Source organism: Yoonia sp. 208BN28-4 (assembly GCF_037543925.1).
Lineage (GTDB): Bacteria > Pseudomonadota > Alphaproteobacteria > Rhodobacterales > Rhodobacteraceae > Yoonia.
The window spans coordinates 657,347-676,372 of record NZ_JBBIFY010000003.1 but is presented as its reverse complement, the minus strand read 5'-3'; the positions used below and the strand labels follow the sequence as shown (position 1 = coordinate 676,372).

The 19,026-nt window shown below is 58.2% G+C and carries 23 protein-coding genes; 5 read left to right on the top strand and 18 right to left on the bottom strand.

Annotated elements, in window-relative coordinates:
• The first annotated feature begins 6 nt into the window (after positions 1 to 6).
• Positions 7 to 522: an acyloxyacyl hydrolase gene (locus V8J84_RS13480; RefSeq protein ID WP_339931982.1), complete on the top strand. Its 516-nt coding sequence runs from the start codon at positions 7 to 9 to the stop codon at positions 520 to 522.
• Here V8J84_RS13480 and V8J84_RS13475 read toward each other — a convergent pair.
• The 8 genes from V8J84_RS13475 to V8J84_RS13440 all read right to left on the bottom strand — a co-directional run bounded on the left by V8J84_RS13475 (position 519) and on the right by V8J84_RS13440 (position 7,236).
• A complete protein-coding gene (locus V8J84_RS13475; RefSeq protein ID WP_339931980.1) occupies positions 519 to 1,604 on the bottom strand; it encodes an ABC transporter ATP-binding protein in 1,086 nt (361 codons plus the stop codon). The two genes, V8J84_RS13480 and V8J84_RS13475, sit on opposite strands and share 4 nt — an antisense overlap.
• Complete coding sequence (locus V8J84_RS13470) at positions 1,601 to 2,401, bottom strand: ABC transporter permease (protein ID WP_339931978.1); 801 nt, start codon at positions 2,399 to 2,401, stop codon at positions 1,601 to 1,603. The genes V8J84_RS13475 and V8J84_RS13470 overlap by 4 nt, the downstream gene beginning before the upstream one ends.
• Positions 2,398 to 3,270, bottom strand: a complete 873-nt coding sequence (locus V8J84_RS13465) for an ABC transporter permease (protein ID WP_339932072.1) — start codon at positions 3,268 to 3,270, stop codon at positions 2,398 to 2,400. Before V8J84_RS13465 ends, V8J84_RS13470 begins: the two co-directional genes overlap by 4 nt.
• A 111-nt stretch (positions 3,271 to 3,381) precedes the next feature.
• Positions 3,382 to 3,762, bottom strand: a complete 381-nt coding sequence (locus V8J84_RS13460) for a VOC family protein (protein WP_339931976.1) — start codon at positions 3,760 to 3,762, stop codon at positions 3,382 to 3,384.
• A gap of 73 nt (positions 3,763 to 3,835) precedes the next feature.
• On the bottom strand, positions 3,836 to 4,576 hold the full coding sequence (locus V8J84_RS13455; protein WP_339931974.1) for a helix-turn-helix domain-containing protein: 741 nt from the start codon (positions 4,574 to 4,576) through the stop codon (positions 3,836 to 3,838).
• A gap of 79 nt (positions 4,577 to 4,655) precedes the next feature.
• The gene (rpsI, locus tag V8J84_RS13450; protein WP_339931972.1) at positions 4,656 to 5,156 is read right to left on the bottom strand and encodes a 30S ribosomal protein S9; all 501 of its coding nucleotides are present in this window, start codon (positions 5,154 to 5,156) and stop codon (positions 4,656 to 4,658) included.
• Positions 5,156 to 5,653, bottom strand: coding sequence for a 50S ribosomal protein L13 (gene rplM / locus V8J84_RS13445; protein WP_339931970.1), 498 nt, complete (start codon positions 5,651 to 5,653; stop codon positions 5,156 to 5,158). Before rplM ends, rpsI begins: the two co-directional genes overlap by 1 nt.
• Before the next feature lie 152 nt (positions 5,654 to 5,805).
• Positions 5,806 to 7,236 (bottom strand): aminotransferase-like domain-containing protein, encoded by a 1,431-nt coding sequence (locus V8J84_RS13440; RefSeq protein ID WP_339931968.1) that lies wholly within the window; start codon positions 7,234 to 7,236, stop codon positions 5,806 to 5,808.
• A gap of 88 nt (positions 7,237 to 7,324) precedes the next feature.
• Here V8J84_RS13440 and V8J84_RS13435 point away from each other — a divergent pair, with 88 nt between their 5' ends.
• A complete protein-coding gene (locus tag V8J84_RS13435) occupies positions 7,325 to 7,573 on the top strand; it encodes a DUF1127 domain-containing protein (protein WP_339931966.1) in 249 nt (82 codons plus the stop codon).
• A 46-nt stretch (positions 7,574 to 7,619) separates the two neighbouring features.
• Here the strand turns inward: V8J84_RS13435 and V8J84_RS13430 are convergent, their stop codons facing one another.
• Positions 7,620 to 8,039 (bottom strand): PaaI family thioesterase, encoded by a 420-nt coding sequence (locus V8J84_RS13430; protein ID WP_339931964.1) that lies wholly within the window; start codon positions 8,037 to 8,039, stop codon positions 7,620 to 7,622.
• A gap of 51 nt (positions 8,040 to 8,090) precedes the next feature.
• Here V8J84_RS13430 and V8J84_RS13425 point away from each other — a divergent pair, with 51 nt between their 5' ends.
• Positions 8,091 to 8,873 (top strand): enoyl-CoA hydratase, encoded by a 783-nt coding sequence (locus V8J84_RS13425; protein WP_339931962.1) that lies wholly within the window; start codon positions 8,091 to 8,093, stop codon positions 8,871 to 8,873.
• Positions 8,874 to 8,888: 15 nt separating this feature from the next.
• On the opposite strand, the gene V8J84_RS13420 is transcribed toward V8J84_RS13425, so the two are convergent.
• From V8J84_RS13420 to V8J84_RS13410, 3 genes are all read right to left on the bottom strand, one after another.
• A complete protein-coding gene (locus V8J84_RS13420; protein WP_339931960.1) occupies positions 8,889 to 10,358 on the bottom strand; it encodes a carboxypeptidase M32 in 1,470 nt (489 codons plus the stop codon).
• Complete coding sequence (gene ctaA / locus V8J84_RS13415) at positions 10,355 to 11,500, bottom strand: heme A synthase (protein WP_339931958.1); 1,146 nt, start codon at positions 11,498 to 11,500, stop codon at positions 10,355 to 10,357. Before ctaA ends, V8J84_RS13420 begins: the two co-directional genes overlap by 4 nt.
• 76 nt (positions 11,501 to 11,576) lie before the next feature.
• The gene (locus V8J84_RS13410) at positions 11,577 to 12,320 is read right to left on the bottom strand and encodes an RNA methyltransferase (protein WP_339931956.1); all 744 of its coding nucleotides are present in this window, start codon (positions 12,318 to 12,320) and stop codon (positions 11,577 to 11,579) included.
• Positions 12,321 to 12,446: 126 nt separating this feature from the next.
• Here V8J84_RS13410 and V8J84_RS13405 point away from each other — a divergent pair, with 126 nt between their 5' ends.
• Complete coding sequence (locus V8J84_RS13405; protein WP_339931954.1) at positions 12,447 to 13,076, top strand: thiamine phosphate synthase; 630 nt, start codon at positions 12,447 to 12,449, stop codon at positions 13,074 to 13,076.
• Here V8J84_RS13405 and V8J84_RS13400 read toward each other — a convergent pair.
• The 3 genes from V8J84_RS13400 to V8J84_RS13390 form a co-directional block, all read right to left on the bottom strand.
• Entirely contained in the window at positions 13,050 to 13,886 is an 837-nt protein-coding gene (locus tag V8J84_RS13400) for a lysophospholipid acyltransferase family protein (RefSeq protein ID WP_339931952.1), read from the bottom strand. The two genes, V8J84_RS13405 and V8J84_RS13400, sit on opposite strands and share 27 nt — an antisense overlap.
• Positions 13,883 to 14,650 carry a GNAT family N-acetyltransferase gene (locus tag V8J84_RS13395; protein WP_339931950.1) on the bottom strand — a complete coding sequence of 256 codons (768 nt, stop codon included), beginning with the start codon at positions 14,648 to 14,650 and terminating at the stop codon, positions 13,883 to 13,885. The genes V8J84_RS13400 and V8J84_RS13395 overlap by 4 nt, the downstream gene beginning before the upstream one ends.
• A 124-nt stretch (positions 14,651 to 14,774) precedes the next feature.
• Positions 14,775 to 14,960 carry a DUF3553 domain-containing protein gene (locus tag V8J84_RS13390; protein ID WP_339931948.1) on the bottom strand — a complete coding sequence of 62 codons (186 nt, stop codon included), beginning with the start codon at positions 14,958 to 14,960 and terminating at the stop codon, positions 14,775 to 14,777.
• A 32-nt stretch (positions 14,961 to 14,992) separates the two neighbouring features.
• Here V8J84_RS13390 and V8J84_RS13385 point away from each other — a divergent pair, with 32 nt between their 5' ends.
• Positions 14,993 to 15,583 carry a histidine phosphotransferase family protein gene (locus V8J84_RS13385; RefSeq protein ID WP_339931946.1) on the top strand — a complete coding sequence of 197 codons (591 nt, stop codon included), beginning with the start codon at positions 14,993 to 14,995 and terminating at the stop codon, positions 15,581 to 15,583.
• Here V8J84_RS13385 and V8J84_RS13380 read toward each other — a convergent pair.
• The 3 genes from V8J84_RS13380 to obgE are packed head-to-tail and all read right to left on the bottom strand — an operon-like array spanning position 15,580 to position 19,007.
• Positions 15,580 to 16,842, bottom strand: a complete 1,263-nt coding sequence (locus V8J84_RS13380) for a glutamate-5-semialdehyde dehydrogenase (protein WP_339931944.1) — start codon at positions 16,840 to 16,842, stop codon at positions 15,580 to 15,582. The genes V8J84_RS13385 and V8J84_RS13380 overlap by 4 nt on opposite strands.
• Before the next feature lie 12 nt (positions 16,843 to 16,854).
• Complete coding sequence (gene proB / locus V8J84_RS13375; protein ID WP_339931942.1) at positions 16,855 to 17,961, bottom strand: glutamate 5-kinase; 1,107 nt, start codon at positions 17,959 to 17,961, stop codon at positions 16,855 to 16,857.
• A complete protein-coding gene (gene obgE / locus V8J84_RS13370; protein WP_339931939.1) occupies positions 17,949 to 19,007 on the bottom strand; it encodes a GTPase ObgE in 1,059 nt (352 codons plus the stop codon). The genes proB and obgE overlap by 13 nt, the downstream gene beginning before the upstream one ends.
• Positions 19,008 to 19,026: the final 19 nt, after the last annotated feature.

Below are 19,026 nucleotides of genomic sequence, written 5' to 3'. Positions count from 1 at the left end.
TCACGGATGGACGGAACGCTCGCGGTCATTTTTGCCCTGACCAGTTTAGCAGATATGGCGCTGAACGATTGCCCAACAGGGTGTTTAGTCGAAGGTCGCACAGTCCAGCGTTTATCGTTCCAGACAGGCGCCACCGAGTTTCAGGAAGACTTCATCGGCACCGAGATTTACGCAGGCTACGACATGGGCCGCACCTACGGTCCGTTCCAGCCAACTATGGCGATTTCCGTGACTGATACAGGCGACACATGGTTGGGCGTCGGTGCGAAGTGGACGTCGAACGACATTCTGACTGCGGGTCCGCTATTCGTTGAAACATCGCTGATGCCCGGCATCTATTTTGCCGGTGACGGGCCGGACATCGGCGGCGCCATGCAATTTCGTTCGGCCTTTGGCATTGGATATGCGTTGGGCAATGGCGCGACCGTCAGTGTGCTTTACGATCACAGGTCAAACGCGGACACCCAGAACCTGAACCCCGGTCTGGAAACGCTTTCCATCCGCTACGCAATCGCGTTTTAGGGCATCACGACAAGCGCGCGCGCGTCCCAGATCACTTGGGTCTGGTCGTCTTTGTCCAAGACGGGACGCCCGATCATATTCTTCATGGAAATGGTGATCGGCTCTTCAACGCCGGCGATCCGCACATCGTAGTAGGTCATGTCGCCGTAATAGACGACCTCGTCCACGACAGCATCCACCAACTGCCGGTCTGTGGTTTCGCCCTCAAACAGAATTCCCAATGATTCCGGCCTGATACCCACCACACCTGATCCTACAGTTGCACCTCCCGGCGCCTGCTCTTGCGGGACTTCACATTTTCCAAGCCCTGCCACATCCAGCGCGATCACATCGGATGCGCTGGTCACCTCAGCCGGTAGGAAATTCATCTTGCCGATAAATTCAGCCACACGTTTGGACTTCGGGCGTCGATATAATGTCTCGGGATCATCAAGCTGTCCGATCTCGCCCTCGAACATCACCGCGATCCGGTCCGACATCACCAATGCCTCTTCCTGATCGTGGGTGACCAGAATGAACGTGATTCCCACGTGACGCTGGAGGCGGATCAATTCCACCTGCATCTGTTCGCGCATCTTTTTGTCCAGCGCCGACAACGGCTCATCCAGCAAGAGCACCTTAGGTTTCAGGATCAATGCGCGGGCCAATGCGACCCGCTGCCGCTGCCCGCCTGACAGTGCATGTGCGGCCCTGTCGCCATAACCTGCGAGCCCGACCATCTTGAGCGCGTCTTCCACCATCGCCGGACGGTCCGACTTGGCGATATCCTTGCGTTTGCGCAGTCCGAAGGCCACGTTTTCCGCCACCGTCAAATGCGGGAAAATCGCATAGCTTTGAAACACCATGTTCGTGGGGCGCAGGTTGGCCGATACACCGTCCATGTCTTTGCCGCCGATCATGACGCTGCCCTCAGACACGCCTTCAAAGCCAGCGATGGTTCGCAAAAGCGTGGTCTTGCCACAACCCGACGGCCCCAGAAGCGAGAAAAACTCGCCCTCGTTGATCGTCAGATCGATATCGCGCAGCGCGTGATAGTCGCCATAGAATTTCTGAACGCCTGTGAGTTCGATAAGCGGTTTCACAAAAAGCCCCCTGTATCCTTGCCGCCGGCTTTGGCGATGCCGCGGCGGCGCAGGATTTCAGCAATGGTCAAAAGAAGGATCGAAAGCGCCACAAGGATTGTCCCTAGTGCCATGACAACGGGCAGTGATGCGGGAAAGCGCAGCAGGCTCCAGATATAGACGGGCATCGTCGGATTCGCGCCTGTGAGGAAGAAGGCGATGATGAACTCGTCCAGCGATATGGTGAAGGCGATGAGGAACGATGAGATCACGCCTGGCATGACCAGCGGAAAGATGACCGACCAGAACGCCGACCAGCGGCTTTCGCCCAGATCAAGTGCCGCCTCTTCCAGTGATGGATCAAGGTTCTGGAACGCGCCGTTCAGTATCGCAATGGAAAACGGCGTGCAAATCAGCGTGTGAGCCGCAATGATTGTCCAGTTCGACAGGCCCAACCCGAGGATCTGCACCGCCACCACCAGCAGCGACACCGCAACAATGATCTCTGGCAGAACCAGCGGCAGCATGACAAAACCCATGATCCCCGCCTTGAACCGGAAATGCGGCATCGCCCCTGCCCGGGCGGCACACATGCCCAAACAGGTCGACAGCGCGGCGGTGGTTAGCGCGATAAACAGTGAATTGCCAACCGCGTCATGCAGGGCTTTTGTTGTCATAAGCTCGCCAAACCAGTCGGTCGTAAAGCCGGACAGCGGAAACGCGATGATCGTCGCGTCGTTGAACGCAAAGATCGGCAGTAGCATGATGGGCGCGTAAAGAAACACCAGATACGCGATGGTATAAAAACGCAGGCTCATGCGCGGCCTCGCAGCCATTTACGGTTCAATAACACAAAAACAAGACTGATCGCTGTGACCGACAACATCGCCACAATCGCCAAGGCCGCACCCAGTGGTGCGTTATTCAGGGCCAGAAATTGCGTCTGGATCATATTGGCGATCAGCTTGCCCCCCGCGCCACCCATCAGTTCCGGTGTCACATAGTCACCGATTGTCGGGATGAACACGATCAACACAGCTGCCACCACTCCGGGCACCGACAGCGGCAAAGTCACGCGGAAAAACGTGCTAAGTTTACTTTCGCCCAAGTCCTGCGATGCCTCAAGCAGCGAGCGATCAATCTTTTCCAGCGCGACGAAGATCGGCAGGATCGCAAAGGGCGCAAAGGCGTGGGCCAGTGTGATGATGACCGCGTTCACGTTATACAGGATGAAGGTTAGCGGCTCATCAATGATCCCAGCTTGGGTCAGGCCGGTATTGATGACGCCATTGTAGCCAAGGATGACCTTCCACAAAAACACGCGGATCAGGTAGCTGGTCCAGAACGGGATTGTGATCAGGAAGAGCCAGATCGATTTCCGGCTGGGATGCACGTGGAATGACACGAAATAGGCCACAGGATAGGCCAAGAGAACCGTCACCAGAGTGACCACGCCCGACACATAAAGAGAGCGCTGTAACAGCGCGAAATATATCGGCTTTTCCGCGATTTCCTGATAGTTGGCGAGCGTGAATGTGGTGTCGAGCGTGATGAAGTCCTGCGTCCAGAAACTGAACAACACAATCGCCAGCAACGGCACCGCCAACAGAAGCAATGCGTAGGCAAATGGCGGGGCCAGCAGCAACATGCTGCGCTTTTGATCTGCGGTGAGTGCGCCTTTTGCCATAGCGGTCATGATTGTGCGCGAGCCATTGAATCGTCAAGGCGCAAACGCACAGCATGGGCAAAGCTTGCGCCCTGCCCATGCCGGAAACCGATCACTCGTTACGAACCTCTGTCAGACCATGGAGTTCATGCCGAACATATTGCCTTCGGTATCCATGCAGATCGACACAAAGCCGAACTCTCCGATCGAAAACTTTGGCCGGATCACCTGCCCGCCTGCGGCCTCTACGCGGCCTTGTTCTGTCGCGCAGTCCTCGGCCATGAAATAGATGATTGTGCCCCCCACGCCAGGGCCCGCGTGTGGTGCTTTGGTCAGCGCGCCTGCTGCGCCATAGACGCTCATGTCGCTGGCGAAGGCCATCATCTGTGTCTCGCCGGTTGGATCGCCCATTGGCTCCAGCTTGCGATCAAAAACCGCCTCATAAAACGCGACGGCGCGGTCCAGATCATCAACATAAATGTCAAACCAGCCTACGGGGTTCATCTGTGTCATCTGCTTTATCCTTTGATGTGTTGTCTTGATGAAGACAGGATTAAGCGATCAGTGGCGGCCCGTATTGTAGATTTCAGACATCAAACTTTTTTGCGTATTTTCCGGGTGTGTAGCCTGTGGCTTTTCGAAACGAGTGGATGAAATGCGACTGATCGGCGTAGGACAGGGATGGTTCTCCCTTCAGTGCTTGCTGAAGCCGCAGAACTTTCAAGAAATCATGCGGGGTGAAGCCCGTGGTGCGTTTGAGGTTCCGCTGCAACTGTCGCGGCGACAGCGCGCAAATCTCGGCCATGTCGGCAACGGTAAAGATATCATCCATCTGGGCAAAGATTTGTTCGGTCACAGGATTGGCCACGACAAGCCCGCGCGCCACCAGATCATCGACAAAGCTGACCAAGGCCGTTTGGCTGGCATCAAACCCCTGCCTGATCAGCACACTGTTCATGGCGATCAGCGGCAGGTCCCCTGCGTAGTGATCATCAATCTGCCCGAATCCGACCGGAACTTTATCCGCCTGCCAGACCCCAGGCAGGAATCGGATATTGATGAAATGAAACGTGCGACCAAGGTTCAGCTCTTCAGCAGAGGCTTGCAGCTTGGTCAGGCCCGCGACATGCGCGTCGCTTTGGTCGAAGATGATGTAGGTGCAGGCATCGGGAAGAGCGTGAAAACGGTAGTCAGCGGGCAATGGTTCGGTCGTGCGCAGTTCCAGAAACCGATGCACAATACCACCCAAATGCGCTGGCGGTTCGGTCTCGGTGAACTGGACCAGATCAATCGCGCGGTCGCGGCTGTTGCCTTTGGGATCATACATATCGCTAACCTAACCCGCTGCCCCACAAACAAAAAGGGCGGCCCAACTGGACCGCCCTTTTCCAAAACTGTCGTAAAACTTAACGCTTGGAGAACTGGAAGCTCTTACGCGCTTTGGCCTTACCGTACTTCTTACGCTCAACAACGCGGCTGTCGCGTGTGAGGAAACCAGCAGCCTTCAGCGCAGGGCGCAGGCTTGGGTCAAACAGTTGCAGTGCCTTGGACACACCGTGCTTTACAGCACCGGCCTGACCGGACAGGCCGCCACCTTTGACAGTTGCGACAACGTCGAACTGATCGGTGACGCCAGCAACCGAAAACGGCTGAGCAAGGATCATCTGCAGCACGGGGCGTGCAAAATACTCTTTCATCTCTTTGCCATTCACGGTGACCTTACCGGAACCCGGCTTGATCCAGACGCGGGCAACCGCATCTTTCCGCTTGCCAGTCGCGTAGGAACGGCCGAACTCGTCTTTCTTTGGCTCGCGCTGGATCACTTCTTCGGTGACGGGCGCCTCGGCCAGGTCCATGCCGCCAGCGGCTGCACCAAGCTCTTCGAGCGAATTGATCTGATCAGCCATTATGCGCTCCCCGGCGTGCCGGTCGTGTCGGCCTTGTGCTGTGTGCGTGTGTTTTTCGGGTTCATGGCGGCCACGTCCAGAACTTCTGGCTTCTGGGCTTCCATGCCGTGCTCTGTGCCTGCGAAAACGCGCAGGTGTGTCATCTGCTGCTTGGCCAAAGGACCGCGTGGCAACATGCGCTGCACAGCTTTCATGACGACGCGCTCGGGGTGTGCACCCTCAAGAATGTCGGCTTTGGTCTTGGACTTGATGCCGCCGGGGTGGCCAGTGTGCCAGTAGTAACGCTCTTCGCGCTTGTTACCGGTCATCTGGATTTTCTCGGCGTTGATGACGATCACGTTGTCGCCCATGTCCATGGACGGCGTGTAGGATGGCTTGTGCTTACCGCGCAAGCGCATGGCGATGATCGATGCGAGACGGCCCAAAACGATGCCTTCGGCATCAATCAGGATCCATTTCTTGTCGATATCTGCCGGAGTTGCAGAAAAGGTTTTCATATCTCACCAAAAAGGTTCGGGGGCCTTGCATGGCCCGTCATTCGGATAACGGGCTTATAAAGGGGTCACATACACGGTCAAGCACCGTTTGCACGAAAAAGAATTGCAAAAACAGCGGGTTACAATTAAGGTATTATTTTACCCCACCACAATCACACCGAAATCCGCTCTGGCGGGTGATCAAGCAGATCACGCAGCGTTCGCATCGCCTGCGCAAACCGTTCATGACTGACCTGACCGTTCAAGGCAATACGCACAGCATGGATGCTGCGGCTGTCGCGCAAGGCAAAATCATCGGCAGACTTGAGAAGCACGCCAGACGCCTCTGCCGCCTGACAAAACTCGCCTGCGCGCCAGCCCAGTGGCAATTCGAGCCAGATGAACGGCACCGTTTCCGACCACGTCAGCTGATAACGCCCTAGGATATTCACAGCAGCCCGCACGTCCTGCGCAATCCGCGCCTGCACGCCGTCCATGACCGCATCCATCTGCGGCTGCGCCATGATATCGGCGTAAAGGTCGGTGATCAGACGGGTCACGCCAAAGGATTGGAAGGTTGACGTGCGGACGAGGTGGCTTGTCCAGCCGCGTGCGGCAATCGCAAACCCGATCCGTAGTGCCGCAGTGATCGACTTGGAAGGCGAGGTCACATACCAGCCCAGATCAGGCAACAGCGCGCGGTAACTCGGCCCTGCGTGCGGGGTGCGCATCAGGCGGTAACAATCATCATCTACGATATGCACACCGTAGCGTTCTGCCATCCGCGCGATCTCTTGGCGGCGCTCAGGTGTCGCGGAACGCACGATCGGGTTACACACTTCGGCTGACGTGCAAAAGACCTGCACGCCTTCTGTCTTGATCATATGCTCTAACGCCGCCGGCACCGGCCCTGCATTGTCCCATGGCACCCCAACAACCTTCGCACGGCACAGCATCGCGGCAGAGCGGAAGCCGCCGTAGCTCAATTCGTCCACGGCAATCACCGGCGCAGTTCCGGTCAGAACGGTTTGCAGGATCATCACAATCGCGCTTTGCCCGCCGTTGGCGAGCACCACATCTTCAAGTTCAAACGGGCCCACCGGTGCATCTGCGACAGACGCGGCAAAGCTTGCGCGGGCGGCAATATCGGTGTCGCGGCTGGGATAGCGCAAAAGCTGATCAGGAAGCATGTTCTGCGCCAAGCGGGTCATCGCATCACGGATCAGCGCACCCTGCCCGGCTTCTGGCATTTTCGGGCTCAGCAAGTGAGCCTGTTCGGGGTGGTCCAGAACCGGGTCCAGCATGACAGGCGCATCCGGTGTTGCCAGCACGGGCTGCGCGATGCCCCGTGCCTTGGCGACAAAGGTGCCGCGTCCGACCCCAGCGTTCAGCCGCCCCTCATCCGTCAGGACAGAATAGGCCCGCGCCACTGTGCCCGGCGTGACGCCCACACGAAACGCAAGTTCGCGCACGGGAGGCAATTGCTCACCGGATGATAATTGTCCCGATACAATTCCCTCACGGATCGCGGCAGCCAAGGCTTTATACTTTGAGCGCCCCGCGTTGCTTAGGTCTGGCGTCCACTTTGTATCCGATACAATCATTTCCTCGACGCCTCGTGTTATTCGTTTGTATCAATAATTCATAGCAAATCGCTACTTTGTGTCAATACAATTTGAAAGGAATTGTCCCATGTCACTGACCACGTCACACGCGCCGCACACCACTGTGACCGCGCAGATCGCCCACCTGAACGCGCAGGCCAAACTTCCCACGCTGGCCCGTTTTTGCGTCGCGGTCGCGGTCAAGGTGACGAAATGGGAGAGCGCCTTTCGCACACGACGTCACCTTGCGCGGCTTGATCCGCACGAGCTGGACGATATCGGCCTGACCCGCCATGCGGCGAAAACCGAGGCGGACAAGCCGTTCTGGCAGGACTGACATCCTGCCATCTTCCTGACTGGGCCGGATCATCTCCGGCCCATTTTTAGTGTTTCGGGATGGAATAGGTCAACGAGGCACGCGCAACAGGTGCATCCATCCCTTCGGAATAAATCAGCACATCGCCCACAGCCAACACGCGCCCCAACTTATGCAGGCGCGCCTTGCCGATCAGGTTCACACCCGCCACCGGCTTGCGCATGAAATCAATGCTGCAATTTGTCGTGACCGCCAGCCCGACTGGCCCGATGCGCGACATCACCGCAATATACATGCCCACATCCGCCAATGCGAACATCGCAGGGCCTGACACCGTATTTCCGGGCCGCAGGTGACGCTCTGCCACGATCAGCGTCACATCGCAGCCATCGTCCGTGATCTGGTCGATCCTGAAATCACCATCAATCTGTGGAAACTCAGCCTCAAGAAACGCATTCATCTCGGCAATGGTCATCTTTGGTTCCATCAGCGCATCTCCTGGCCTAATCTGGTTGCAACTGACCATGAGGGCATCGCAATGACAATATTGGACCGGCAGGATGTTGACGGCATTGCCACGCTGACGCTGAACCATCCTGAAAAGCTGAACGCGCTATCGGATGCGATGATTGCCAGCCTCCACGGGTCGTTAGAGGCCATCGCGGATGATCGCAACGTGCGGGCTGTCATCATTCAAGGCAGTGGCAAGGCGTTTTGCGCCGGTCACGATCTGCGTGAAATGCAGGCCGCGCGTCAGAACCCCGATGGAGGTGCCGCCGCGCTCAAGGACCTGTTCGACCGCTGTGCCGCGATGATGCAGCGCATCCAATCCATCCCGCAGCCCGTGATTACGCAGGTCCACGGCATCGCCACCGCAGCGGGGTGTCAGCTGGTTGCCACCTGTGATCTGGCTATCGCTGCCGATGACACGAGGTTTGGCGTAAACGGCGTGAATATCGGCCTCTTCTGCTCCACCCCGATGGTGGCCCTCACCCGCAACATCACGCGCAAAGCGGCGTTTGAGATGCTGACCACGGGTCGGTTCATTGATGCAGCCGAGGCGCAATCGCTTGGTCTGATCAACAAGGCCGTGCCATCAGATCAGCTTGGCTCCGAAACCCGCGCCCTTGCCACGACCATCGCCGCCAAATTGGCAAGCGCCGTGGCTATCGGAAAGCAGGCGTTCTACGCGCAGGCCCAGATGCCACTGGACGAGGCTTACGCCTACACCGGTGACGTCATGGTACAGAACATGGCCGTGCCGGACACCGATGAGGGCATCAACGCATTTCTGGAAAAGCGATCGCCAGACTGGTCCTGACGATCGCCTCGCAAGTCAAAGCCCGTAGATATCTCCAAACTTGGTTTCCAGATAATCCAGTAGCGGCGCCTCTGTCGGTGCCGCACCTGTGGCGTGGATGATCGTGTCTTGCGGGGTGCGCAGGCCGCCGTGGCGCTGCACGTTTTCACGCAGCCACTGCGTGGCAGTCGTCGCGTCACCGCGCGCAAGATCGGCATCAACCGACGGGACAGCCGACCGCATCGCCGTGTTCAGGCACCCTGCATAAACATTGCCCAGCGTATAGGTCGGGAAGTAGCCAAACAGCCCTTCGGACCAATGCACATCCTGCAACACGCCATTTGACGGCATGTCGACGGCATAACCGAAGTCCGCTTTGAAGCGGTCATTCCAAGCCGCCTCCAGATCGGACACGGCAAGATCGCCGGCCATCAACGCGCGCTCAAGATCAAAGCGCAGAAGCACGTGCAGGTTATACTGCACCTCGTCCGCTTCGGTGCGGATGAAACCGTCACTTACACGATTGACGGTGGCATAGAACGCATCTTCATCAGCAATCCCGAAATCGCCGAACTGATCGCGCATCTGCCCGAAAAGCCATCCGGTAAACGCGCGGCTGCGGCCAAGCTGGTTTTCGTAAATCCGGCTCTGGCTTTCGTGCACGCCCATCGACACACCCGACCCGAGCGGCGACAGCAAATAGTCGCGGTCGATCCCTTGTTCGTAACAAGCGTGGCCGACCTCGTGGATCGTCGAGTAGAAACAGTTGAACGGATCCAGCGGATTGGTGCGCGTTGTGATCCGCACATCAAGACCCGACCCACTTGAAAACGGGTGCACGGCCTTGTCGATCCGTCCGTGGTCCGTGTCATACCCGAAAGCCTTCGCCAGCTTTTGTGACAGGGCAAGCTGCCCCGCCTCGTCAAACGCTTGTGAGAGTGCTGCCGGTGCGGGCTTGCTCAGGATCGCTTCGCGCAGGGCGACCAGTCGTGGGCGCAGGGCGTCGAACATGGCCGCCAAAGTCTCACCCGTCATGCCGGGCTCATAGTCGTCCAACAGCGCGTCATAGCTGTTGGCACCGTCTGACACAGCGACTGCCTTTTTACGCATCAAATCGACGACCTGCGACAGGACCGGCAGAAACGCTGCGACATCCTCCTCGGCGCGGGCCTTGGCCCACGTGCGGTGGGCCAATGATGTTGTTTTGGCAATCGCCGCTGCAAGATCGGCAGGAACCTTCGCCGTTTTTTCGAAATTCCGACGGATGTGGCGCAACTGTGCTGCGTCCGTCTCCGTGACCGGTGTCGCTTTTTCCAGCCATTCGCCCACGCGCGGGTCAATGCGGCGGGCGTGCAGAACACGGCTCATGGCGGCGTGCTCCTCCGCCCGTTGAGGGGCGGCGCCATCCGGCATCATGGTTTCCTGATCCCACCCCAAACGGCCCGCAATCTGACCCAGCGCCTCGGTCTCGCGCTGGAATTGCATCAGGTCATCAAAGGCGCTCATGCGATTTTCCCTCGAACGGATTGTGGATACGGATAGCGGGCAAGGAAACGTGCGCGCAGGATCAGCACCCAAAGCACCACAGCACCAAACTGGTGCAGGATCGCGGCCTGCCACGGCGCAGAATACATGACCGTCACGATCCCCAGCAGCATTTGGATCACCAGCATCGCCATCATCGCGTTAAAGGCAAAACGCGTCTGGCCGTTGGCGTTACGCTGCCCGTTACGCCAAACGACAAAGCCGAAGGCAAACAGGAAATAACCCGCCATCCGGTGCATGAACTGCACAAGACCTTCGTCTTCAAAGAAATTCCGCCAGACAGGCTCAAGCATGAATGGCTCGGGCGGAAGAAAGGAGCCAGCCATCAGCGGCCAGTCAGGGTATGTGCGGCCTGCGTCGATCCCCGCGACCAAAGCCCCGATCAGAATTTGCACAAAGGCCACTACAACAAGCGCAGTGGTCAGACTGGCAAGTTTGCTGTCGCCCATGCGCCGCGCCTGCATGATATCGGCACTGCGTCGTGACAGGGCCATGATGTACCACGCCAGAAATCCGAAGATGACAAAGGCCAGACCCAGATGCGTGGCCAGCCGGTAAGACGCCACATCAAGCATGCCTGCCTGCAAGCCGCTGTGGACCATCCACCAGCCGATCGCGCCTTGCAGACCGCCCAAAGCGCCCACAAAGAACAGCTTTCCGGTCCAGCCGGTTGGGATTTTGCGCGTCACAAGGAAGAACAAGAAACCGACCGCCCAAACAAGACCAATGACGCGCCCCAGCTGACGGTGACCCCATTCCCACCAATAGATTGTCTTGAACTCGTCCAGCGTCATGCCAGCGTTTTGCAGTTGGTATTCGGGGATCTCTTTGTATTTGTCGAACTCTGTCGCCCAATCCTCTGCGGACAAAGGCGGGATTGCACCCGTCACAGGCGCCCATTCGGTGATCGACAGGCCTGAATCTGTCAGACGGGTCAATCCACCCACAGCAATCATGATCGCCACCAGCGCAAACAGCACCATCAGCCAGCCACGGATCGCGACACGCGCGCCCTGCCCCTTGGCATCAATGCCACCGGGGGCCGCGACCTGCTTTTGGGTGGTGCCGACCTCTTCGAAAATGCTGCGGGATTTCTGCGCCATATCCGGCCTCCTGATGCTCTTGTCGCGCAATCTATGTGCGGCGGGTGAAGGGGGCAAGCGCCCTGCCCTGCGTCCTCTAGTCGCCGCGCTCTTTCCACCGGACCATCTGGCGCATAATGCCGTGCAACATGCGCACGTCCGCCTGAGTGAAAGGCATCCGCGACCACAGATTGCGTAGGTTCAGCTTCATGCTGTCGGACTTGTGGTCAGGGAAAAAGAACCCTGCCTCCTCCAGGCGTTGTTCGTAATGATCGCCCAGCTTTTCAATCTCGGTCCGGCTGGCCCAGTCGTCAGCCGCTTGCATGGTCTGTGGCGCGGCCTCTTGCGTGGCACGACGCCATTCATAGCCTGTCAGCAGAACGCATTGCCCAAGGTTGAGCGATGGAAAGTCGGGATTGACCGGAACCGAAATGATCGCGTTGGCGCGCACGATATCTTCGTTTTCAAGCCCCGCACGTTCAGGGCCGAAGAGCACGGCGACCTTGCCACCAGCTGCGATCCGGTCACGCGCGTCGATCATCGCGGCTTCGGGCGTGAAAACGGGCTTGGTCAGATCGCGCTGGCGGGCAGTCGTCGCATAGACATAGGTGCAGTCTTCGACGGCTTGGGCGGTGCTGTCGCACAAGATCGCCTCATCCAGCAAACGCCCTGCGCCAGATGCCATCGCTACGGCCTTCTGATTGGGCCAGCCATCACGGGGCGACGTGATCCGCATCCGATCCAAACCAAAGTTCCACATGGCCCTTGCTGCCGCACCGATGTTTTCACCCATCTGGGGGCGCACAAGAACAAATGCTGGTTGCGGCGTGTCGGTCGGCATAAGGCAAATCCCATGTTTTGCAGGCTGATACGTCTGCCTTCACCGCAAGGCAAGCCGTTGACCAATAGCCAAGCCTGCAAATCCCCGCTAAGGGGGTGGCAACACGCTCAAACCCGGACCGATACGATGACCGACCAAGATGACCTGATCCCGCAGATTTACCTGATCACCCCCGCGCAGTTTGATCTGTCGCAATTCCCCGATCAGCTTGCGGCCTGTTTGGATGCCGTGCCGGTTGGCTGCTTGCGTCTTTCGCTTGGGCTGCGCGAGGAAGACCAGATCGCCAAAGCCGCCGATGCCCTGCGCGAGGTGTCGCACGCCCGCGATGTGGCCCTTGTGATCGACAGCCATGTGCAGATGGTCGAACGTCTGGGGCTGGACGGCGTGCATCTGACGGACCACGCCAGATCCGTGGCGAAAACACGCAAAGCACTGGGCGATGATGCGATTGTCGGCACATTTTGCGGCAATTCGCGTCACGACGGTATGACAGCAGGCGAATTGGGCGCCGATTACGTCAGCTTTGGCCCTGCAGGCAACAGCGCGCTGGGCGACGGCACGCAAGCCGAGTTGGAGCTGTTCCAGTGGTGGTCGGCCATGATTGAGGTGCCTGTCGTGGCCGAGGGTGCCTTGGACGACACGCTGATCCGCACGCTTGCGCCACACGCGGATTTCTTTGGCATCGGCGACGAGATCTGGTCGCAAGACGATCCGGCCGCAGCCCTGACATCACTCCGGAATGCGATGCTGGGCTAGACCACTCCGCACAGCCACCTCAAGATCTGCGGCAAGCACCTTGCGATTGGCATAATCGGCAACTTGCACAGGCAGATGGTAGACAACCGTCACCCTGCCCTGCGGTGATGCCGCCAATGTGCCCAGCAAATGCGGGGCAAGTTCCATATCCCCCCACCAGCCATAAAAGCGTTGGTCTGCGCCTTCTGGCGCTTGATAGCGGACGGTGACAGGTTGAATGGCAAGCGTATCCTTCAGGGCCGGATCAAAGAACGCCGCGAACAAGGTGGGTTTGAACGCAAGCACCTGAAGCCCGTCGGTTGATGTGCCTTCGGGAAAAAACAAAAGCTTATGCCCTGCAGCCAAACGCTCGCGGAAAACGGCGATCTGTGATGCAGCCTCTTTTCTGTCGCGGCGGATAAAGACCGTTCCGGTGGCCCGTGCCAGCCAGCCTATGCCGGGCCAACCTGCGACTTCGTCCTTCGATACAAAATAGATGCGTTTGGCCGCGTTCAGCGCAAAGATGTCGAGCCATGATGAATGGTTCGCCACAACGGCACCCGGTCCGCGCATCACCGTGCCTTCTGTCTGGTAGGTTATTCCCATGATGAAGAACGCGCTGCGGCACACAAATTGCGTGATATATGGCGTCCAAGGACGCACCTCGCCATACAACGGCTTCTCAATCAAGCGCACCAGCAACAGCAGCGCCAGACAGATCAGGATCAAAGACACCAACGGCACACCGCGCGCGATGACGCGCACCCAACCCATGGGCGAGATTTTCAGATGCTCGGGCACCGTATCGGATGTCCACGTGTCATTGTTCATGCGGTCGATTTACCCAGATAAATGGCGCGCTGTTTGTCAGACATACGGTCAAGGTCCAGAACAAGGCAGACGTCGGTCGTGTTAAACGCATGATCCACAAAAGCACCCGCGCCAACCATACCGCCCAAACGCAGATACGCCTTGATCAATGGCGGCACCGCGCGCATCGCGGCCTTTCTGTCGATCTGATCTGCCGGGATCGTATTCATGTCGTGGAACACCGTCGCGCGCGGGCACAGCTCGGCTGGCGCAAGATGTGCGTGATGCAAGTAGGCCAGCGGCAAAGCATGGGCCTGCGTGTCGGTCCCATGAAACGATGCCACACCGAACAAGACATCAATCTGATGGGTCGAAACGTAACGCGCCAATGCCGACCACAACTGGAACATCCCCTGCCCGCCGCGATAATCCTTGTGGACACAGGACCGCCCCAGCTCAAGCAGGCGGCGGCCTGACCGGATCAATGGCGACAAGTCAAATTCGGAGGCTGAGTAAAAACCTCCCGCCTTCTCTGCACCCGCCATTGTCAGCAAACGGTAAACGCCAACAATGCGCTGGCCCGCAGGCCGTGTCATATCGCGCAGCACCATGTGATCTGCCGCTGCATCAAAGGCATCAACGTCACGCCCTGCTGCATGATCCACAAGCGGGCCGTCCCCACCCATTTCACGAATGAAAACGTCATAACGCAATCGCTGCGCCTGTGCGATTTCGTCATCCGATCGCGCCAGTGATACCTGAAATTCCGGGGATGGTTGGGTCATGGACTGCCAATGCAAAACTCTGCGCTACCTAGGAAAGGCGTAACCTTTTGGCAAGGTTTCAAAATTAGGATGATGGTTAAGATTGACTCAACACACCACGTTGCTACCGTAAGTTGCACCCCGCTCATTCGGCGTAAACGATGTCCAGACTGACCCGCGCCCCGTCAATGACGACTTTTCCTTCCTCACGAAAGTTCACCGTGATGCGTCCACCAATATTCGACTGGACCTGCCCGACACCCCACTCCGGCCGTCGGGGATGTGTGACCAGCATGCCAGGTTCCAGTAGCGCGTTCAGTTCTGCCGACATTCCGGTCTCCTTTTTCAGAAAGCTATTTTCCCATGCGCAATGATCTTGCAGCACTTGTTGGCTCGCGTATCTGTCACGACCTTATCAGCCCTCTGGGGGCAATCGGCAACGGTGTTGAACTGTTGACGCTTACCAATGGTGATACCGATGCAGAAATCGCGCTGATCAACGATAGCGTTGAAAATGCAAATGCACGTATCCGCTTTTTCAGGATCGCCTATGGTGCTGCCCGTGCCGAGCAGTTCGTGCCCCGCACTGAGGTGTTATCGGTCTTGGCCGACACAGCGCGCGGCGGGCGTTTTGGCTATGTGTGGAAGGTGGAAGGCGACCAGCCACGTCCCGAAGTGCGTATCGCATTTCTGCTGCTGCAATGTGTTGAATCCGGCCTGCCGGCCGGTGGCGATATCCAGATCAGCGAGGATCATGGGACATGGCAGATCGTCGGCACCGGACCCCGCAAAAACATTGACCAAGTCCTTTGGGAAACCCTGACCAATCCACGGCTGAAGTTTTCACACAGCGCAGCACAGGTACAATTTGCCATGCTGCCAGAGGTGGCGCGGGACGCACGCCGCACGCTTTCTATCGATTTAGACGGCGATCATATCATCGCACGGTTCTAGGGCCGTATTGTTCCGTCCCCGGTGACCAGATATTTGAAGCTGGTCAGCTGCGTCGCACCCACTGGCCCGCGCGCGTGCAACTTGCCCGTCGCGATGCCAATCTCGGCGCCCATGCCAAATTCACCACCATCAGCAAACTGGGTCGACGCGTTCCGCATCAGGATCGCGCTGTCCAACTGCGCGAAAAACTGGTCTGCGACCGCGTCATCTTCAGCAATGATCGCATCCGTATGATTGGACCCGAAGGTGCGGATATGGGCGATCGCCTCGTTGACATCCGCGACCTCTTTCGCCGCGATGATCATATCAAGGAATTCTTTCCCGAAATCAGTGGGTTCTGCTGCGGTCTTGCCATCAAATGAGAGACTGTCGTCGGCCCGCACCTCAACCCCTTTGGCAATCATATCGCTCAGCAGTGTTAAGCCATGTTTTGCAACGAAATCTTTGGCGATCAACACGGTTTCGGCTGATCCGCAGATGCCGGTCCGGCGTGTCTTAGCGTTGATCAACACGTCACGCGCCTTTTCGGGATCGGCACTTCCGTCCACATACACATGGCAAATGCCTTCTAGGTGCGCAAAGACAGGCACACGCGCCTCTTTCTGCACAAGTCCAACAAGCCCCTTGCCGCCGCGTGGCACAATGACATCGATATGATCTGTCGCCTGCAGCATCGCCGTGACAGCAGCGCGGTCGCGGGTCGGCACAAGCTGGATCGCGGCCTCGGGCAGTCTGGCAGCCTGCAAACCTTCAACCATCGCCGCATGGATTGCTGTGGCCGAATGCAGGCTTTCGGACCCACCTCGCAAAATTACTGCGTTTCCTGATTTGAGGCACAGTGCACCGGCATCAGCAGTCACATTCGGACGGCTTTCGTAAATGACGCCAATCACGCCAATGGGCGTGCGCACGCGGCGGATATGCAGCCCGTTGGGGCGCGTCCAGCTGTCAATCTCGGCACCCACGGGATCATCCTGCATGGCAACAGCCCGCAATCCGTCGACCATGCCCTGCACCCGCGCTTCATCCAGCATCAGCCGGTCCATCATGGCGGGCGAAAGGCCCTTTTCAGCACCAAAGGCCAGATCTTTCTTATTTGCCGCGATAATATCGGCACGGTTGGCCCACATCGTGTCAGCGGCGTGCAGCAAGGCGTCCCGCTTGGCATCAGACGGCGCAGAGGCAAGACTGACAGCGGCAGCCCGCGCCTGCTCACCAATTTTTGTCATCATGGGGCCAATGGTATCTTGGGTGTTCATCTTGCGGGTCCTTTACAGCACCATGTCGTCACGGTGGATCAATGCAGCGCGGCCTTTGTAGCCGAGGATCGTTTCAATGTCAGCCGACTGCCGCCCCATGATCTGGCGCGCTTCGGCTCCGGTGTAACGGCTCAGACCCGATCCGATCTGGTTGCCTGCGGCATCCAAAATCGTCACAGGATCACCGCGCCCGAAAGCACCGCTCACAGCCACCACGCCAGCGGGCAGCAGGCTATTACCGCTTTGCAGTGCAGTCATCGCGCCACTGTCGACGGTCAGCTGTCCGCGCGGTTTCATAGTCGCGATCCAGCGTTTGCGGGCCGCTTGCGGGTCTGTATGAGCCGTGAACCATGTACAAGCCGCACCATTTTCCAAAGCCCGCAGCGGGTTCAAAGGAGAGCCAAGTGTGATCGCCATCGCGCACCCTGCTTCTGTCGCCACCCGCGCCGCCATGACTTTGGTTTTCATCCCGCCCTTGGACAGGCCTGATCCCGCATCACCGGCAGCAGCCTCGATTTCGGGTGTGATTTCGGAAATGATATCAAAGCGCTGCGCGTCTTTGTTGACGTGCGGATTATCTGCGTAAAAACCGTCTACATCTGACAAAAGAACCAACTGGTCGGCGCCGATGGTGACAGCGACCTGTGCCGCCAACCTGTCGTTATCGCCGTATCTGATTTCGTCTGTCGCGATGGTGTCATTCTCATTCACGATGGGTGTGACGCCCAGCGTCAATAGGGTTTGCATCGTCGCGCGGCTGTTCAGGTAACGCTTGCGGTTCTCGGAATCCTCAAGCGTGACAAGGACTTGCCCTGTGGTCACGCCGTGGGGCTGCAAGGCATCCTCATAAGCGCGCGCCAACTGGATTTGTCCAACGGCTGCGGCGGCTTGCGATTGCTCAAGCGAGAGCGGGCCATTGCCAAGCCCCAACACACCGCGCCCCAGCGCGATCGACCCTGACGATACCAGAATAACGTCGGTCCCGCGTTGGCGGATCGCAGCAACATCCGCGGCAAGCGACTTCAGCCAGTCCGCACGCAAAGTGCCCGTATCGCGATCAACGAGCAGCGCCGATCCGATTTTGACGACCAGCCGTTTGGCATCTTTTAAGGCTGCCATGGCGCGTCCTCTTCGGCCACCTCTTCGTCGGTGCGGTTGTCTTTGCGGTGACGCAGCTTGTCTTCCGCGATCTGATCTTTGAGCGCGCGCAGCACGTCCGTCACGCCCTCGCCTGTAACGGCCGACATCATCATCACATCGCCACCGACAACAGTTTCCATCTCGGATTTGATGAAGGCGCGCTCTTCTTCATCAAGCGCGTCAATCTTGTTGAGCACCGTGACACGTGGCTTGTCAGCCAGATCGCCGCCATATGCCTCAAGCTCTCCGATAATCGTGGTGTAGTCGGCCATCGGATCGCCGGACGTGCCATCGACCAGATGCAAAAGGACAGAGCAGCGTTCCACGTGCCCCAGAAACAGATCACCCAAACCGCGCCCTTCGGACGCGCCCTCGATCAGGCCGGGAATGTCGGCCACGACAAATTCGACGTTATCGACGCCCACGACGCCAAGGTTGGGCACCAAGGTCGTAAAGGGATAGTCAGCCACTTTGGGCCGCGCGTTAGATGTCGCGGCCAGAAAAGTCGATTTACCCGCGTTTGGCATGCCCAACAGGCCCGCATCCGCAATCAGCTTGAGCCGCAGCCAGATCGTACGTTCGATCCCCTCTTGCCCCGCATTGGCACGCCGCGGTGCCTGATTGGTGGCCGACTTAAAGTGCAGGTTACCCCAGCCACCGTTACCACCTTTGGCAAGAACAACGCGCTGCCCCACCTCGGTCAGGTCGGCAATGACAGTTTCCTCGTCCTCGTCGATAATCTCGGTGCCGACCGGCACGCGCAGGATGATATCCTCGCCGGTTTTGCCGGTGCGCTGACTGCCCATGCCGTGCTGGCCGGATTGCGCAAAAAAATGCTGCTGGTAGCGAAAGTCGATCAGCGTATTCAGACCATCAACGGCCTCGGCAATGACCGAACCGCCGTTACCGCCGTCACCGCCATCGGGACCGCCGTATTCGATGAACTTCTCGCGCCGGAACGACACACAGCCCGCACCACCGCCGCCGGAGCGGATGTAGACTTTACACAGATCAAGGAACTTCATAGCGGCGGGCTTTCTTTTC

Excerpts from the sequence above, each read along its gene's own strand:
- V8J84_RS13480 (WP_339931982.1), top strand. The coding sequence starts at position 7 with ATGGACGGAACGCTCGCGGTCATTTTTGCCCTGACCAGTTTAGCAGAT.
- V8J84_RS13470 (WP_339931978.1), bottom strand. The coding sequence starts at position 2,401 with ATGAGCCTGCGTTTTTATACCATCGCGTATCTGGTGTTTCTTTACGCG.
- V8J84_RS13465 (WP_339932072.1), bottom strand. The coding sequence starts at position 3,270 with ATGGCAAAAGGCGCACTCACCGCAGATCAAAAGCGCAGCATGTTGCTG.
- V8J84_RS13460 (WP_339931976.1), bottom strand. The coding sequence starts at position 3,762 with ATGACACAGATGAACCCCGTAGGCTGGTTTGACATTTATGTTGATGAT.
- V8J84_RS13455 (WP_339931974.1), bottom strand. The coding sequence starts at position 4,576 with ATGTATGATCCCAAAGGCAACAGCCGCGACCGCGCGATTGATCTGGTC.
- rpsI (WP_339931972.1), bottom strand. The coding sequence starts at position 5,156 with ATGGCTGATCAGATCAATTCGCTCGAAGAGCTTGGTGCAGCCGCTGGC.
- rplM (WP_339931970.1), bottom strand. The coding sequence starts at position 5,653 with ATGAAAACCTTTTCTGCAACTCCGGCAGATATCGACAAGAAATGGATC.
- V8J84_RS13440 (WP_339931968.1), bottom strand. The coding sequence starts at position 7,236 with ATGATTGTATCGGATACAAAGTGGACGCCAGACCTAAGCAACGCGGGG.
- V8J84_RS13435 (WP_339931966.1), top strand. The coding sequence starts at position 7,325 with ATGTCACTGACCACGTCACACGCGCCGCACACCACTGTGACCGCGCAG.
- V8J84_RS13430 (WP_339931964.1), bottom strand. The coding sequence starts at position 8,039 with ATGGAACCAAAGATGACCATTGCCGAGATGAATGCGTTTCTTGAGGCT.
- V8J84_RS13425 (WP_339931962.1), top strand. The coding sequence starts at position 8,091 with ATGACAATATTGGACCGGCAGGATGTTGACGGCATTGCCACGCTGACG.
- V8J84_RS13420 (WP_339931960.1), bottom strand. The coding sequence starts at position 10,358 with ATGAGCGCCTTTGATGACCTGATGCAATTCCAGCGCGAGACCGAGGCG.
- ctaA (WP_339931958.1), bottom strand. The coding sequence starts at position 11,500 with ATGGCGCAGAAATCCCGCAGCATTTTCGAAGAGGTCGGCACCACCCAA.
- V8J84_RS13410 (WP_339931956.1), bottom strand. The coding sequence starts at position 12,320 with ATGCCGACCGACACGCCGCAACCAGCATTTGTTCTTGTGCGCCCCCAG.
- V8J84_RS13405 (WP_339931954.1), top strand. The coding sequence starts at position 12,447 with ATGACCGACCAAGATGACCTGATCCCGCAGATTTACCTGATCACCCCC.
- V8J84_RS13400 (WP_339931952.1), bottom strand. The coding sequence starts at position 13,886 with ATGAACAATGACACGTGGACATCCGATACGGTGCCCGAGCATCTGAAA.
- V8J84_RS13395 (WP_339931950.1), bottom strand. The coding sequence starts at position 14,650 with ATGACCCAACCATCCCCGGAATTTCAGGTATCACTGGCGCGATCGGAT.
- V8J84_RS13390 (WP_339931948.1), bottom strand. The coding sequence starts at position 14,960 with ATGTCGGCAGAACTGAACGCGCTACTGGAACCTGGCATGCTGGTCACA.
- V8J84_RS13385 (WP_339931946.1), top strand. The coding sequence starts at position 14,993 with ATGCGCAATGATCTTGCAGCACTTGTTGGCTCGCGTATCTGTCACGAC.
- V8J84_RS13380 (WP_339931944.1), bottom strand. The coding sequence starts at position 16,842 with ATGAACACCCAAGATACCATTGGCCCCATGATGACAAAAATTGGTGAG.
- proB (WP_339931942.1), bottom strand. The coding sequence starts at position 17,961 with ATGGCAGCCTTAAAAGATGCCAAACGGCTGGTCGTCAAAATCGGATCG.
- obgE (WP_339931939.1), bottom strand. The coding sequence starts at position 19,007 with ATGAAGTTCCTTGATCTGTGTAAAGTCTACATCCGCTCCGGCGGCGGT.